This window comes from Colwellia sp. RSH04, from assembly GCF_003545765.1.
Lineage (GTDB): Bacteria > Pseudomonadota > Gammaproteobacteria > Enterobacterales > Alteromonadaceae > Colwellia.
In genome coordinates, this window is the sequence record NZ_QXIO01000001.1 from 192,561 (window position 1) to 208,150 (window position 15,590).

The 15,590-nt window shown below is 38.2% G+C and carries 15 protein-coding genes and 1 pseudogene; 6 read left to right on the plus strand and 10 right to left on the minus strand.

Translation table 11 applies throughout. From position 1 onward, the window contains the following. Positions 1–140: 140 nt before the first annotated feature. The 8 genes from alaS to D1094_RS00825 form a co-directional block, all read right to left on the minus strand. Complete coding sequence (gene alaS, locus D1094_RS00790; RefSeq protein ID WP_118958181.1) at positions 141–2,771, minus strand: alanine--tRNA ligase; 2,631 nt, start codon at positions 2,769–2,771, stop codon at positions 141–143. Positions 2,772–2,861: 90 nt separating this feature from the next. Continuing rightward, positions 2,862–3,299, minus strand: coding sequence for a regulatory protein RecX (locus D1094_RS00795; RefSeq protein ID WP_182440058.1), 438 nt, complete (start codon positions 3,297–3,299; stop codon positions 2,862–2,864). 20 nt (positions 3,300–3,319) lie between these two features. Then, positions 3,320–4,381: a DNA polymerase IV gene (gene dinB / locus D1094_RS00800; RefSeq protein ID WP_118958183.1), complete on the minus strand. Its 1,062-nt coding sequence runs from the start codon at positions 4,379–4,381 to the stop codon at positions 3,320–3,322. A 107-nt stretch (positions 4,382–4,488) separates the two neighbouring features. Continuing rightward, on the minus strand, positions 4,489–5,529 hold the full coding sequence (gene hemH, locus D1094_RS00805; RefSeq protein WP_118958184.1) for a ferrochelatase: 1,041 nt from the start codon (positions 5,527–5,529) through the stop codon (positions 4,489–4,491). A 76-nt stretch (positions 5,530–5,605) separates the two neighbouring features. Beyond that, positions 5,606–6,883, minus strand: coding sequence for a c-type cytochrome biogenesis protein CcmI (gene ccmI, locus D1094_RS00810; protein ID WP_118958185.1), 1,278 nt, complete (start codon positions 6,881–6,883; stop codon positions 5,606–5,608). 20 nt (positions 6,884–6,903) lie between these two features. Beyond that, positions 6,904–7,389, minus strand: a complete 486-nt coding sequence (locus D1094_RS00815) for a cytochrome c-type biogenesis protein (RefSeq protein ID WP_118958186.1) — start codon at positions 7,387–7,389, stop codon at positions 6,904–6,906. A gap of 3 nt (positions 7,390–7,392) precedes the next feature. Further along, a complete protein-coding gene (locus D1094_RS00820; RefSeq protein ID WP_118958187.1) occupies positions 7,393–7,941 on the minus strand; it encodes a DsbE family thiol:disulfide interchange protein in 549 nt (182 codons plus the stop codon). Between the two features lie 2 nt (positions 7,942–7,943). Then, on the minus strand, positions 7,944–9,968 hold the full coding sequence (locus tag D1094_RS00825) for a heme lyase CcmF/NrfE family subunit (protein ID WP_118958188.1): 2,025 nt from the start codon (positions 9,966–9,968) through the stop codon (positions 7,944–7,946). Between the two features lie 323 nt (positions 9,969–10,291). On the opposite strand from D1094_RS00825, the gene ccmA reads away from it, so the two are divergent. The 5 genes from ccmA to ccmE all read left to right on the plus strand — a co-directional run bounded on the left by ccmA (position 10,292) and on the right by ccmE (position 13,318). Next, on the plus strand, positions 10,292–10,951 hold the full coding sequence (ccmA, locus tag D1094_RS00830) for a cytochrome c biogenesis heme-transporting ATPase CcmA (RefSeq protein ID WP_259337777.1): 660 nt from the start codon (positions 10,292–10,294) through the stop codon (positions 10,949–10,951). 81 nt (positions 10,952–11,032) lie between these two features. Further along, complete coding sequence (ccmB, locus tag D1094_RS00835) at positions 11,033–11,731, plus strand: heme exporter protein CcmB (protein WP_118958671.1); 699 nt, start codon at positions 11,033–11,035, stop codon at positions 11,729–11,731. Then, positions 11,731–12,480: a heme ABC transporter permease gene (locus D1094_RS00840; protein ID WP_118958189.1), complete on the plus strand. Its 750-nt coding sequence runs from the start codon at positions 11,731–11,733 to the stop codon at positions 12,478–12,480. The genes ccmB and D1094_RS00840 overlap by 1 nt, the downstream gene beginning before the upstream one ends. Positions 12,481–12,502: 22 nt before the next feature. Then, the gene (gene ccmD, locus D1094_RS00845; protein WP_118958190.1) at positions 12,503–12,748 is read left to right on the plus strand and encodes a heme exporter protein CcmD; all 246 of its coding nucleotides are present in this window, start codon (positions 12,503–12,505) and stop codon (positions 12,746–12,748) included. A 45-nt stretch (positions 12,749–12,793) separates the two neighbouring features. Then, positions 12,794–13,318 carry a cytochrome c maturation protein CcmE gene (gene ccmE / locus D1094_RS00850; RefSeq protein WP_118958191.1) on the plus strand — a complete coding sequence of 175 codons (525 nt, stop codon included), beginning with the start codon at positions 12,794–12,796 and terminating at the stop codon, positions 13,316–13,318. Positions 13,319–13,408: 90 nt separating this feature from the next. Here ccmE and D1094_RS00855 read toward each other — a convergent pair whose 3' ends face one another. Continuing rightward, positions 13,409–13,615, minus strand: a complete 207-nt coding sequence (locus tag D1094_RS00855; RefSeq protein WP_118958192.1) for a TIGR02922 family protein — start codon at positions 13,613–13,615, stop codon at positions 13,409–13,411. Between the two features lie 462 nt (positions 13,616–14,077). Between D1094_RS00855 and D1094_RS18790 the strand changes: the two are divergent. Further along, positions 14,078–14,326, plus strand: a pseudogene (locus D1094_RS18790) (hypothetical protein). On the opposite strand, the gene nagP reads toward D1094_RS18790, so the two are convergent. Next, positions 14,277–15,566 (minus strand): N-acetylglucosamine MFS transporter NagP, encoded by a 1,290-nt coding sequence (gene nagP / locus D1094_RS00865; protein ID WP_118958672.1) that lies wholly within the window; start codon positions 15,564–15,566, stop codon positions 14,277–14,279. The pseudogene D1094_RS18790 and the gene nagP sit on opposite strands and share 50 nt — an antisense overlap. Positions 15,567–15,590: the final 24 nt, after the last annotated feature.

Genomic DNA, 15,590 nt, shown 5'->3' on the forward strand with positions numbered 1-15,590 from the left:
TTTACACAAAAGCTGTTAAAAATTGTCCTAGGTCAGTAACCATTTGTATATATTTACATCCTGATAACAATCAATCGCTTTTTCATAAAAAAAGGAGCTTACGCTCCTTTTAAAATATAGTTATAAACTTAGTTTAGACTTTAGCTTAGCTTTTCTAATAGCCAAGGTTGAACTGACGCTAATGCTGCAGTGATATTTTCCGGTTGGCTACCACCAGCTTGCGCCATATCTGGACGTCCACCGCCTTTTCCGCCGACTTGCTGGGCAACAAGGTTAACTAACTCACCCGCTTTTACTTTAGTGGTTAAATCTTTTGTTACGCCTGCAATTAAGCCTACTTTAGGCCCATTAGCAGTCGCTAACATAATAATGCCAGATTGCATTTTATTTTTCAGCTCATCGACCATGCCACGCAAGGCTTTGCTTTCAACACCATCTAAATCAGCAATAAGTACTTTAATACCATTAATATCAATAGCTTTACTTACAAGATCTGAACCCGCTTGCGCAGCCAATTCTTGCTTAAGTTGACTTATTTCTTTTTCAAGTTGCTTTGAGCGAATAATTAACTGCTCAACTTTGCTATCAACATTATTAGCATCTGCTTTAACTAACGCAGCAACATTATTTAATTTGTTTGCTTGTTGATTAATATATTCTAATGCAGATGTTGCTGTAACGGCTTCAATACGACGTACACCTGCTGCAATACCTGATTCAGAGACTATCTTTAATAAACCAATATCACCGGTTCTATTTACATGTACACCACCACAGAGTTCAATTGAGAAGTCACCTAACGTTACAACTCTCACTTCGTCATCATACTTTTCACCAAAAAGAGCCATCGCACCTTTCTCTTTAGCTTCTTCGATATACATAGATTCAGTTTGCTTTTCATGGTTACGACGAATTTCATCATTAACCATCTGCTCAACTTGGTGTAACTCTTGCGCGGTTACGCTTTCAAAATGGGAGAAGTCAAAACGAAGTTTTTCAGCGTCACATAATGAACCTTTTTGAGTAACATGTTCACCTAGCACCTTTCTTAGTGCAGCATGTAATAAATGAGTTGCAGTATGGTTTTTAACAATTGCCGCACGGCGTGATACATCTATTTCAGCTTTAACACGACGATTAACCCCCATAGTAGTACGTGCAACACCACAGTGGGCGTATGCATTACCTAACTTAATGGTATCTTCAACTTCAAAAACGCCACCATCAAGGTGTAATAAACCGGTGTCACCTACCTGACCGCCTGATTCTGCGTAAAAAGGTGTTCTATCAAGAATAACGATACCTTGCTCACCTGCTTGCAGTTCATTGACTGAACTTTGCTCTTGGTTGTTAAACAATTCAACCACAGTTGCAGAATACGAGTCATTGTCATAACCTTTAAAACCTGTTTTATGATCTGATTTTAATTGTTGGTTGTAATCAGTTCCAAACTGGCTTGCTTGTTGAGCGCGTTCTCTTTGTAACCCCATGGCAACATCAAAGCCATTTTGGTCAATCTTTAATTGACGCTCTCTAGCAATATCTGCCGTTAAATCAGCGGGGAAACCATAGGTATCGTATAATTTGAAGACGTCTTCACCTGAAATAGTATCGCCGTCTAAATTTGAAAGAATATCTTCTAATAACATCATACCGCGATCTAGGGTACGACCAAATTGTTCTTCTTCAATACGTAGTAGCTTTTCAATAATGGCTTGTTGTTGCAATAGTTCAGGATAAGCTTCGCCCATTTGCTCAATAAGAGAAGCAACTAGTTTATGGAAGAAATGACCTTTAGCTTCAAGTTTATGACCATGGCGTATTGCGCGACGAATGATACGTCTTAAAACATAGCCACGACCTTCATTTGACGGCACAACACCATCAACAATTAAGAAACAACATGAACGGATATGATCACTGATTACTCTAAGTGATTTATGTTCTAAGTCTGAACAATCTAATAGATGCGCAGTATCTTTAATAAGGGCTTGGAATAAATCAATTTCATAGTTGCTATGAACATTTTGCATAATTGCAGAAATACGCTCTAACCCCATGCCTGTATCTATAGACGGATTAGGTAGTGGCTCCATATCACCATTTGCTTGGCGATTAAACTGCATAAAGACAATGTTCCAAATTTCAATGAAACGATCACCATCTTCATCAGGAGAGCCAGGAGGTCCACCAAAGATTTCTTCACCATGATCATAAAAAATCTCAGAACATGGGCCACAAGGGCCGGTATCACCCATTGACCAGAAATTATCAGACTCATATTTTTTACTAGGTGATTTATCGCCAATACGAATTATTTTTTCAGCAGGTACACCTATGTTATCTTTCCAAAAAGAAAAGGCTTCTTCATCAGATTCATACACAGTAACAAGCAGTTTTTCTTTCGGTAAACCTAAAACATCCGTAAGAAATGTCCACGCATAAGTGATTGCATCTTCTTTAAAGTAATCACCAAAGCTAAAGTTACCTAGCATTTCGAAAAAGGTATGATGACGAGCAGTATAACCAACATTTTCTAAATCATTATGCTTACCACCAGCACGTACACAACGCTGTGCAGAAGTGGCACGTGTATAACTACGTTTCTCAGCACCTAAAAATACATCTTTAAATGGTACCATTCCGGCATTGGTAAAAAGTAAGGTCGCATCATTACCCGGTACAAGAGAGCTGCTCTTGACAATTTGATGCTGCTTGGTGGCAAAAAAATCTAAAAATGCTTGGCGTACTTCGGCGGTGCTTTTAATCATGGGGCTCTCAATCGTTCATTCAATTAATACTGGGTAGTACTTTCTACACTGCGATTACCTCTAGTGAGGTTTCGTTAATAACTCAAAAGCTTAATTAGCATTTACCACCGCTAAAACTTCCTCTGTGGAAAAACCGCGGTATTGTAAAAAGCGTATTCTTTTGGCTCTATCTTTTTGATCGCAAATGGTCTTTATACCAAAACGCTTATTATACGCAAGCTCAGCTTGAAGATACCAATCAATTTCACAGTTTTTATGCAATTGATGAATAATTGTTGAACAAACACCTTTTTGTTTAAGTTCATTAGCAATATATTGCCAACCATACCCCCTATTTGAACGGTATCGACACACAGTTTCTGCAAACCGATTATCAGACAGGTAGTTTTTTTCTAATAACTGCGATATTGCGGCATCAATATCGCTTTGTAGATACTCTCGTTGTTTCAATTTTTGTTGTATTTCAAGCTCGGAATGTTCTCGACGAGCCAATAATCCAACAGCACACTGTAAGGCTGTACTTTTCAATGTTATTTCCGAAGTTCGACTTAAAAATGGGGTAAGGAAAGTTGCAAATCACTTTCTGATTCTTCTGCAAAGCCTAAAGTTAAACCAACAAGTCTTATACCGCGATTATTAGCCCTTGCCAATGCTTTAGCTAATAACTGTTTGAATACTGTTTTTTGGCAACTTTGACTCTGTTGTTCAACCGTTGTTTGGTTAAAGTCATTAAACTTTAATTTGATACCTTGGCGTACAATATGTCGATTAGTGTGTTTATCTAACCTTGTTAATAGTTTATCAAAAAGCGACTCGATTACTGCCAAGCACTCAACTTCTGACATAATGTCTTCAGGTAATGTTGTTTCGATGGCGAGAGATTTTCTCTGCCTACAAATTTCTAATGGCCTATGATCTACACCGTGTGCTTTTAAAAATAATGTGTGAGCAAACTTACCTACGATAGGCTGCAAGTTTTTTACGTCTGTTTCTCTTATGTCTTTACAAGTGCGAAAACCGTATCGCTGTAACTTGTCAAAGGTTTTAGGACCAATACCCGGAATTTTTTTTAACGAGAGTTCTTCAACAAATGCCGCAATTTTGTCTGGCGTAATAACACATTGACCATTAGGTTTATTTTCGTCACTAGCAATTTTTGCTAAAAACTTATTTGGTGCAACACCTGCGGACGCAGTTAAATTAAGTTCTTGGAAAATATCTTGACGTATTTTTTTCGCGATTAATGTCGCACTACCCTGACACTGTGTTGAATCGGTTACATCAAGGAATGCTTCATCAAGTGAAAGCGGTTCAATTAGGCTGGTATAACGTGAAAATATTTCTCTAATGCGCTCGGAGGTTTCTTTGTACACATCCATTCGGCCATGGACAATTTTCAGTTCTGGGCAAAGTTGCTTAGCTTTTATTGCCGACATAGCCGAACGTACACCAAATTGACGAGCCTGATAATTACACGTACAAAGTACACTTCGCGGGCCATCGCCACCTACCGCTAATGGTATATTACGATACTCAGGAAAATCACGCATTTCTACCGCAGCGTAAAAACAGTCCATATCAATATGAATTATTTTACGAAGTTGAGCCATGTTCTAGAATCTCACATCAATTAACTGTATATAAAAACAGTATACCTAATTATGAGTGTAACGCAAACCAACTAAATTCTCTGAGGTGAGTAATCCTTTAACTGATACTACTTTTTTATGCTATATAAACTGGGCTTTATCACTTCAACAAGACTATTGATGTGATCTTCTCTATCATTCAGTGCCGCAATATAATGATAAGTTTCTCCACCAGCTTCCATGAAGATTTCTTTATTTTCATGAACAAGCTCTTCCAACGTTTCTAGGCAGTCAGCACTAAAAGCAGGACTTAAAATAGCAATATGTTTACTGCCTTCTTGGGGGAGTGCAGCTAAGGTTTCGTCGGTATAAGGCTGTAACCAAGGAGCCTTGCCAAAGCGCGATTGAAACGTAGACATAATATTACTTTTTAACATAATATTTTTATCTTTAAGGACTTCAGTTAATAATGCCGTTGTTTCTAAGCACATATCATAATATGGGTCACCCCAGTCTCTAAAAGCTTCTGGCATACCATGATAAGAAAGTACTAGTTTATCAGGTGTTCCATGCTCATTTATGTGTTCAATAACCGTACTCGCTAATGCTGAAATATAGCCCTTATCGGTATGATAACCGCTTAAAAAGTGCAATGTAGGTACCCAGCGCCACTGTTTAATTTCTTTACTCACCGCATCAAAGGTAGACCCAGTAGTAGGCGAAGCATATTGCGGGTAAAGTGGTAAAATGACAATATGGCTTATCCCTTGTTGCTGAAAGTTACGCAGGGCTTTACTTATACTTGGGTTGCCATAACGCATAGCCAACTCAACAACAACATCATCACCATATTCTTTAGCAAGCGCTTGTTGTACTTTTTGCTGCTGCTTCTGACTTATTGTGATTAGTGGAGCGCCGTCTGCTTGCCAGATGCTTTCGTATAATTTAGCGGATTTTGCAGGTCTAATTCGTAAAATAATGCCGTGCAAGATACACAACCAAATAATTCTTGGTATCTCTACGACACGAGGATCTGATAAAAATTCTCTCAAGTATACCCTTAATGCTTTTGCAGTAGGTGCATCTGGAGAGCCTAAATTAGTGAGTAAAACTCCGACTTTGTTTGCTAGTGGCTTAGTGTTATTACTTGCCGAAAATCTTGATTTCATGAATTATTCCATTGTAAAGAAAAGGCGGCTATAGCCGCCTTTTGGTATTATCTAAATAAATAGCTTATTCAAAATATTATTCTACAAGCTTATCAATACGTAGCTTGATGGTATCAGTGTTATTAACATCAAGGTCTAATAACTCGCCCTTAAAGTCTCCTGGTTTGATTCCTGCGCCACCTTGGTTTGAGACAACTGCATAAACATGTACACGTTCAACACTGCTCAAATTACTTTCTGGTGTCATAGCTTGTTGATTATTCAACACAACAACTTTAGGTAAATCACTTGCCATTAGTTTAACTGCTGCTAGTGGCATGCGCCTGCCATCTGTTGGAATCGCATAAACAAAGACAACTTTATCATTACCGTTTGCTAATTCTTGCGCAATATTAGTTGAAAGCTCAACATTTATTGATAGTTTAGGGCCTGCAACTTCAGCTTGCATAGAAGATGGCATACCTGAACGTTTATTTGCTTCTGCAATTGCTTCTTTCAATGCTTCAATATTAACACCAGGCTTATTTGCATCGATAACCAGTTGCCAATGCTTAATCGCTTGCTGATAATTAGTTTCGATAAAATTGTGCATACCTAATAATATATTTGTTGAAGGGTCTTGAGGATCTAACGCCAAGGCTTTATCAATATATTGTTGTACTTGCTCATCTATTTGTTGATTATTGCGATAGTAGCTTGCTTGAGCTTTAACACCAACAAGATCAGCATGTTCGCCTTCTATTTTAATCACTTCATCAACGGCTGCAATTGCTGCATCAAAGTCAGCAACACTAATATACGCTTGACCTAAGTTGTACCACGCTTCACTGTCTTGTGGTTCTTTTTCAAGGTGTTCCTGTAACTCTTTTATATACGCTATAGCTTGTTGATGACGCTGCTGTTGAGCTTCTTCAGAAGACATGGCTTGATGTTGGCTATCTTGTGGAGGCATTTGTGTTAATTTTTCAAATGTCCCTTGATTTTGATAAACAGCAAAAGCAAAAATCAAAATAAATAAACTCAAGCTGACAGGCCAAACAATAGACAGCAACTTTTCACTACCTTGAGACTGCACACTTTCTGCTTCACTTTGATTATTTTCAATATCTTGTAATAAGGTATTATCTAATTCAGCAAGTAAAAATTGGTAGTTTTCTTCATCAATACCACCGTCTGCATAATCTCGTTCAATTTCTTTTTTATGCTCATGATATAAGTCGATATTGGTTTGTTCTCGTAACTTCATATCAACATCATCGGTTGTCGAGTTATGACTATATTGTTTAAAAAATGGTCGCCATAAAATACCTAATAATAATATCAAGCAGGCAAGGCTAATCAGTAAAAATTCCATAATACTATCTTCTTATTACTCTATTTATCTTTTAATAGCTGCTTGAGTTTATCTTGCTGCTCTGAGGTTAATGCCAGTTCTTCTTTTTTGGCCGGTTTTCGTCTTACAATTAATATGACAACAACAATACCTAATAACACAAGAACTGCTGGTCCAAACCATAATACATACGTTAATTCAGACACTTTAGGTCGATATAGTACAAACTCACCGTATCGGTTAACCATAAAATCAACTATCTCAATGTCAGCTTTACCCTGCTGTAATAACTCATACAACTCACGACGTAAATCGGCAGCTATAGGAGAGTTAGAATCAGCTAAATTTTGGTTCTGACATTTAGGACAACGTAATTCTTTGCTTAATGCTTGAAAACGAATTTTAGTAACTTCATCTTTAAATTCATAAGTATCTACTGGGCTTGCATGCACATCAACAAAAGACGTCGCTAATACAATAGTAAGTATCAATACGAATTTACTTACTAAAAAGATTAATTTATCCATGAATTATTTACCTTGTTTTCTTTCAGTCATAATTTGAGCAATTAATGGCTCAAATTCAGTACGCCAAACTCGGGTATCAATTGCACCAGCAAAGCGTTTTCTAATAATGCCGTGATGGTCAATAACAAAAGTCTCTGGAGCACCGTACACACCAAGGTCTAAACCTAGCGTTCCAACTTCATCAAAAATAGAAAATTCATAAGGATCTTCATAATGAGTTAACCATTCTTGTGCAGCATTACGCTCATCTTTATAGTTCAAACCATACAGTTTTAGCTCTTGCTTTTTGGCGATATCTACAAGGTAAGGGTGTTCATATTTGCAGGTAGGACACCAAGTAGCCCAAACATTTAATAACACGACGTCACCAATTAAATCGTCTGTCGAGACAATTCTTTCTGCATTATTTAGTGTCGGTAATGAAAAGCTTGGTATTGGCTTACCCACAAGAGCTGAAGGCATCTCTTGTGGATTTAATGATAAGCCACGATACAAGACTACGCCTAAAGCAAGTACCAATATTAGTGGAATAAAACGAATTAACTTATTCATTGTTACACCTTATTCGCTTGTGGGTTTATCACTGCATTAGTGACAGCATCGGCAACAACGGTTTTATTCAATTGTACTTTTTTACGTTGACGGTAACGCTTATCAAACATAGATAATATACCACCAATACTCATAAATATTGCGCCTAACCAAATCCAACGGACAAAAGGTTTATAATGAACACGAATTGCCCATGCACCATCAGGTAACGGGTCACCTAAAGCAACATAAACATCTCTAAATAATCCAGGATCAATACCTGCTTCAGTCATGCCCATTGTTTGTACACGATAAGCTCTTCGCTCAGGTGTTAATAGCGCTACAAAATCATCATTCTTGTAAACGTTAATTTGACCTTGCTCGGCACTATAGTTAGGACCTTCAACGTGTTTGATACCATTAAACTCTATTTGATAACCAGAAATTTCAACTTTCTCGCCTACCGCCATTTTGATGTTAGATTCACTTTCATACATAGAGACAACCGTAACACCAACAATCGTTACAGCAATACCTGTATGAGCAACAGCCATACCTATATGGCTCATAGTCAATTTTCCAGATTGTTTATATTGGTTTCGTACCTCTTTTAGCACAACAAGGAAAACCCAAATGGCTAAAATCATGCCCATACTTACCAGCGCATTAAACTCACCACCATAGACAAATGGAAATAGCAGACCTAACACAATACTAATGGCAGAAGGTTTGAAGACTTGTTTACGTAATTCCCCTTGCTTCGCTTTCTTCCAACGAATAAGCGGCCCTATCCCCATAATAACAAAGAGTAAACTCATTATCGGGATAAATACGGCATTAAAATAAGGAGGGCCGACAGAGATTTTACCAAACCCTAAAGCATCAACAAGTAACGGATATAATGTACCAAGTAATACGGTAACCGTTGCCACAACCAAAATCACATTACAGAGTAATAAAGCGGTTTCACGGGAATAAAAAGCAAATCGTGAGAAACTTGATACGGCACTTGCTTTGAAAGCATATAGTGTTAATGCTCCGCCCATCGCGATAGCCAATAACATCAAGATGAAAATACCTCGTGATGGATCAGCAGCGAATGAATGCACCGAAGTAATAACGCCTGAGCGCACTAAGAAAGTCCCGAGTAAACTTAACCCAAAAGCAAATATCGCTAATAATATAGTCCAGTTTCTAAAGGTACCGCGCTTTTCAGTTACTGCTAGCGAGTGGATCAAGGCTGTACCAACTAACCACGGCATAAATGAAGCATTTTCAACAGGATCCCAGAACCACCAGCCACCCCAGCCAAGTTCATAGTACGCCCACCAACTACCGAGTGCGATACCCATGGTTAAAAACATCCATGCGCCTACTGTCCACGGTCGAGACCAACGAGCCCATGCCGCATCCATTTTACCTGACATTAACGCTGCAACAGCAAAGGCAAAGGCAACAGCAAAACCAACATAACCTAAATACAATAATGGCGGATGAATAATTAAACCAACATCTTGTAATAGTGGGTTTAAATCTCGACCTTCCATTGGCACATTAGGCCATAAACGATCGAATGGGTTTGATGTTAATAAGGTAAACGCAATAAAGCCTACGGCTATCATCCCCATTACCGCTAATACGCGTGTAATAAACTCTTCTTCAATCCCTTTAGAAAATCGAGCAACGGCTACAGTCCACGCAGTCAAAGAAAAGACCCAAAGTAATAGCGACCCTTCATGCCCCCCCCATACAGCACTTATTTTAAAATAATAAGGTAAGTGACTGTTTGAGTGACTTGCAATATATTTAACAGAGAAATCATCGATAACGAAACAATAAGCTAAAATACAAATACTTATCGCAGTAAATATAAACATACCAAACGTTAAAGGCTTGGCATAATGCATTAACTTTTTTAATGAACTTTGTTGTGAACTATGTAAACCAATCAAAGGCACAATGCTTAAACAAATGGCAAAAGCGAGTGCAATGATCAAGGCAAAATGGCCTAGTTCAGGTATAAGTATTGGTACCAGATCAGGTATCATCTATCTCTCCGCTTTACTTTAAGCGACTATCTTCATTAACAAAGATACTCTTCTTAAAGCATAATCAGTCAGGGGTTATAAAAATAATGTCGCAATGCTAACATTTTCAGTGGCAGAATTTTAGCTTAAATATTCAAGCTAAGTTGTTTCAGAATGTTACAACTTTTCACATCTTTATTAACTTGCATTTCGAAGGCTATGGTATGATATCATGCAAATCGTTTATACGATCCATATCAAGAATTAATCGACAAACATGGGTTAAGATCTGCTGCATACCTTATATAGCGTAGCATCATTAAAGAATACAAAAAGTGACTCCATTGCCAAAATCTACCTCATCAACACAAGAAACTATCCTACTCAAAGGTGAAAATTTAACCTGCATTCGAGAAGATAGGTTGCTATTTGATGATCTCAACATAGAAATTAACACAGGCGATATTGTTCAAGTCGAAGGACCTAATGGCTCAGGAAAAACTAGCTTACTTAGAATATTAGCAGGGCTATCGCAACCTTATGAAGGTAAGGTAAAGTTTAAACAAATACTGACCAGCCAGTGCCGAGAAGAATTTCATGAAAACCTACTCTACTTTGGTCATTTACCTGGTGTAAAAGGCGAAATGAGTGCAGAAGAAAACTTATCATTTAATCTAGCACTTCATGGTTTAGATACTAATCAAACAGTTGATAATTTAGCTAATATGAACTTACTCGGCTTTGAAGACAGTTTAGCGTCTCATTTAAGTGCAGGCCAACACAGACGCATAGGACTAGCGCGCCTTTATCAAAGTCGGGCACCTATTTGGATTTTAGATGAACCATTTACCGCCATTGATAAACAAGGCGTTGCGAGTTTAGAGCAACGCTTTATTGAACACGCTAACCAAGGTGGTTGTGTAATATTAACCACACATCAAGATTTACTTGCAATCCCAAGCGATAAAGTAAAAAAAATTACGCTAGATTATGCTTTTGAATGATGAGCTGATATAAAAATGACGACAAATACAGAACTCACAGAGTCAAGTAAAGCTGCGCTAGCGCCTACAGATACTTTAAACATGACAGACACTCAACATAACAACTTATCTTATCGCGACGCTTTTTTTCTGGTGTTAAAACGTGATATCACCATAGCGCTTCGTCACCGTGACGATATTATCAACCCTCTACTTTTTTTTGTAATTGTTGTCACATTATTTCCTTTAGGCATAGGCCCTGAAGCAAAGACATTAAGCCGAATTGCTCCAGGTATTATTTGGGTTGCCGCATTGTTAGCAACGTTACTATCTTTAGATAGACTATTTAAATCTGATTACGGTGATGGCTCATTAGAACAAATGCTACTAAGTCCACACCCTGTGTTTTTATTAGTATTAGCTAAAATTGTTGCTCATTGGTTAATCACGGGCTTGCCTCTTATCTTTATTGCACCATTACTTGCTGTGCTTTTGCATTTAAACGAACAAAGCTATGGCGCGCTCATTTTTACATTATTATTAGGCACACCCGTATTAAGCCTTCTTGGTGCTGTAGGTGTCGCCTTAACCGTCGGCATAAAAAAAGGCGGTGTTTTGCTTAGCTTACTCGTTTTACCTTTATATATACCGGTTTTAATTTTTGCCACCAGCGCCATTGATACTGCATCGATTGGTTTACCTTATAGCGGTCAACTTGCTATCATTGCGGCGCTATTTTTTGGCTCTTTAACACTTGCTCCATTCGCTGTCGGAGCTGCTTTAAAAGTGAGTACTAACTAATGTGGAAATGGTTACACCCTTATGCAAATCCTGAAGTGTCATATCACTTTACAGGCCGATTATTACCTTGGTTTAGCGCCTTGGCCGCAATCCTATTATCTGTAGGACTAGTTTGGGCTTTATTATTTGCGCCTGCAGATTACCAACAAGGTGATAGCTTTAGGATTTTTTATATTCATGTACCTGCTGCGTCGTTATCAATGGGTATCTATTTTGGTATGGCAATAGCAGCGCTATGTAGCTTGGTTTGGCAATTAAAGTTAGCTGACGCTTCTGCCGCCGCCATGGCACCTGTCGGCGCTGTATTCACAGCGATTGCTCTTTTAACGGGCTCTGCATGGGGCAAACCAATGTGGGGTACTTGGTGGATCTGGGATGCTAGGTTAACCTCTGAACTCATCTTATTATTTTTGTATCTAGGTGTTATTGCTTTACACAGTGCTTTTGAAGATAAAAATTTAGCGGGTAAAGCGGCAGGTATCTTAACCTTAGTAGGCTCAATTAATTTACCTATTATTAAGTACTCTGTTGAATGGTGGAATACACTACACCAAGGCTCAACGGTGAGTAAATTAGGTAAACCTTCAATGTCACTTGAGATGCTATGGCCATTTTTATTTTGTTTCCTAGGTTTTGCCATGTTAGTGGCTGTTATTGTTTGCTACCGATTTAGAAATGAAATATTAGCTCGAAATAGCATACGTCCATGGGTTCGAGATTTAGTTAGCGCACAAGCTAACCACAAATAAAAGAGTATATTGGAGAGCGCAAATGCAATTTAATAGTTTTAGTGAATTTATCAATATGGGTGGTTACGGTTTTTACGTGTGGCTTTCTTTTGGCGTATCAGCGCTACTTTTAATCATTTTATTTTTCAGCTCTAAAGCAGGACATCAAAAAGTCATTAACAATATAGCTAAGCAAAAGCAACGTGAAGACAAATTACGCGAAGCGAGAGAGTTAAGAAAACAACAAGCAAACTCAGCTCAAAACAATACCGAGCATGCCACAAATTAATACATTACATTCTATATTTTCAGTTTATTTAAGTGAGGAAGTTTCATGAATCCACGTCGTAAAAAACGTCTTGCCATAGTGAGTTCAGTCTTAATCGGTATCGGTGCCGTAGCTGGCCTTGTATTGTATGCACTAAGCCAAAATATTGATTTATTTTATACTCCGTCTGAAATCACTCAAGGCAAAAAAGACACTGGGTTAAAGCCTAGTTTAGGACAACGTATTCGTATTGGTGGCTTAGTAGTGCCAGGTTCAGTTAAACGAGATCCTGACAACTTAAAAATGTCATTCAAACTTGCTGATATGAAAATGCCAATAGTCTTTAATGAAAGCGACCCAATGACGACCGTCTATTATGAAGGCATACTGCCTGACTTGTTCCGTGAAGGCCAAGGTATTGTCGCAAATGGGGAATTAGTGAATCACAGTGTTACCGGTTTAAGCATTGAAGCAAGCGAAGTACTTGCTAAGCATGATGAAAACTATATGCCCGCCGAACTTGCTGAATCTGAAGGTAAAGGGCACAAAAAAGCCACATACAGTGATAAGCAGCTTGAGAATAAAGGATAAACATAAACCTTTAACCCGCTAAACGACAAAACGCGAGCATAACAACTCGCGTTTTTATTAACTTCTTTATAAGATACTATCTCTTTCGGCTTACTGGCTAACTAGCCTATCTCCAATACTATTTAAAATATTCACATCACCATCGCACAAGGCAACAATGGTTTTTCCCTGCTTGAAGTCTTGAGGGATAATCATTTCGCCAAAATCATTAACAGCGAACGACTGCTTTTTCCTAAATAAGCCTAGGTCACTATCACTACAATAAATAACAGTAACGACACGTTTTGCTTCACTCATATTAACATCCTTTGTAAACGAGTTTATTTAACTGCACAACTACACAATCTCTTTGTGATGAATTAATCATAATATGGTACGACCAGCTTATCAAGATCTGGTTGTACCAGACACCTGCGTTTTAAACATCAATAAAGAATAACTTATCTCTTATATAAATAAGCTTGAAAGGCAAGCAAAATAAGGCATAAAAAAACCTCGAGATAGCGAACTACTCTCGAGGTCGATCAAATGACCGTTTAACGCACCCTCAACTGCTCAGCTTTAAAAGTTAATTTTAATAGCTGAACACATAGAGAAAGTAACCAAACTCCAGAGTAACCCTCAAGTTCAATAATTTAACTAGCTGTCTAATACTTGGTCAGTATAAATAAACAGAAATATTCAAAAACACTTTAGGGTCTGTTGATCTTTCGCGATTAAATTTTGTTCGAGCTAAAAGCGTTTTATTCGCGGCGAGTAGTGTGTAGCTTAGTCATTCTAAGCAAATACTACTCAACAAAGCATAAAATGCTTTTAGCCGAATCCTTCGGACAGCGTTTGTTGGTCATTTTTACGGCGTTATCGCCTTTTTATGTGAAATAACCACATGACAAAGGCTCTGCCTTGTACAAATATCCAACAAAAAGCTGCAAAAACAACCCCGAAAGATCAACAGCCCCTAGTTCCAGCTGCGCATTTTGCAGCCTTTCATTGCGTAAAATAAAATAAAGGCATAACAAGGTAACATCACAATGTAACCACCTTGCTGCCCCATAGAAGTACCACTTGCTAAACCCCAGAATAATGGGCCAAATGCACCACCAGAAATCCCCATAACAAGTAAAGCTGAGCCAACACTGGTTAATTTACCCATACCTGAAAGCGCTAATGGAAATACTGCAGGCCATACAATGGCATTCGCCAACCCTAAAAAGGCAATTAAAATCAATGTATCTGGGAAATGCGCATCACCCAAAATAAACGATAATGCATTAGCGATAGCAAAAGAGTCATTATCGCCTAACACCACACCTAAACTTAAGATAATACCTAAAATAGCTGACACCGTGAGTGCCATCTGTTGAGAAATAAAACGAGGAATTAGCACAATACCTAAAATATAACCAATGACCATACAACCCATAGTATATGAGGTCATCACGCTATAGTTTTCTACTCCTAAAGATAAAGCGAAAGTCCCAATAGTATCACCAGCAATAACCTCAACAGCTACGTAAAAAAACAATGCTAAAACACCTAACGCTAAATTAGGGTGCGCTAATGCTTCTTTAATATGCCCCTTGTTCTCGCCTTCTTCTTCACTTTCTAATTCTGGTAACGGTGATTTTTTAACGGCAAAACCAAGTATGCCGATAAACAATGCCATGCCTAAATAAGGATAAACTAAGGCATCTGCCATAGCATCTATCTGATTGGACGACAATTCACCGCCTGCGGTATCAGAAAAACCACTTAAAATAAGTGCTGTAAATACGATTGGTGCAACAACCCCAGCTCCTTTATTCAAGATGCCCATAATAGAGATTCTTGCTGCTGCTGATTCTTCTGGCCCAATTCTAACCACGTATGGATTGACCGCTGTTTGCAGTAATGTTTGTCCAGCGCCCATCACTAACTGGGCAAACAAAAATAATGGGAAAAATTGTGTCTTTGCCGCAGGAATAAACAATAAGCCAGCCACCATCATTGTTGCCATACCTAACGCCATACCACTTTTATAGCCAACTTTTCGAATAACAGCTGCTGAAGGCAAGGCCGTAAATGTGACCGCAATATAAAAAGAAAATAATATTAATGACGCTTGAAAAGGCGATAACTGTAGAATTTGCTTAAGGTATGGCATTAACGAGCCGTTTAACCAAGTAGCAAAACCTAGTATAAAAAATAATCCTGCAACGATTACCATTGGCAATGCATTACTTTGCGGTTCCTCTTGTGGTACAGACATTTCCATAACTTCCTCGTAATTTAC

What these genes read in the sequence shown, in the direction of transcription:
- alaS (WP_118958181.1), bottom strand. Translation starts at nt 2,771, where the DNA reads ATGATTAAAAGCACCGCCGAAGTACGCCAAGCATTTTTAGATTTTTTT.
- dinB (WP_118958183.1), bottom strand. Translation starts at nt 4,381, where the DNA reads ATGGCTCAACTTCGTAAAATAATTCATATTGATATGGACTGTTTTTAC.
- hemH (WP_118958184.1), bottom strand. Translation starts at nt 5,529, where the DNA reads ATGAAATCAAGATTTTCGGCAAGTAATAACACTAAGCCACTAGCAAAC.
- ccmI (WP_118958185.1), bottom strand. Translation starts at nt 6,883, where the DNA reads ATGGAATTTTTACTGATTAGCCTTGCCTGCTTGATATTATTATTAGGT.
- D1094_RS00815 (WP_118958186.1), bottom strand. Translation starts at nt 7,389, where the DNA reads ATGGATAAATTAATCTTTTTAGTAAGTAAATTCGTATTGATACTTACT.
- D1094_RS00820 (WP_118958187.1), bottom strand. Translation starts at nt 7,941, where the DNA reads ATGAATAAGTTAATTCGTTTTATTCCACTAATATTGGTACTTGCTTTA.
- D1094_RS00825 (WP_118958188.1), bottom strand. Translation starts at nt 9,968, where the DNA reads ATGATACCTGATCTGGTACCAATACTTATACCTGAACTAGGCCATTTT.
- ccmB (WP_118958671.1), top strand. Translation starts at nt 11,033, where the DNA reads ATGACAGACACTCAACATAACAACTTATCTTATCGCGACGCTTTTTTT.
- D1094_RS00840 (WP_118958189.1), top strand. Translation starts at nt 11,731, where the DNA reads ATGTGGAAATGGTTACACCCTTATGCAAATCCTGAAGTGTCATATCAC.
- ccmD (WP_118958190.1), top strand. Translation starts at nt 12,503, where the DNA reads ATGCAATTTAATAGTTTTAGTGAATTTATCAATATGGGTGGTTACGGT.
- ccmE (WP_118958191.1), top strand. Translation starts at nt 12,794, where the DNA reads ATGAATCCACGTCGTAAAAAACGTCTTGCCATAGTGAGTTCAGTCTTA.
- D1094_RS00855 (WP_118958192.1), bottom strand. Translation starts at nt 13,615, where the DNA reads ATGAGTGAAGCAAAACGTGTCGTTACTGTTATTTATTGTAGTGATAGT.
- nagP (WP_118958672.1), bottom strand. Translation starts at nt 15,566, where the DNA reads ATGTCTGTACCACAAGAGGAACCGCAAAGTAATGCATTGCCAATGGTA.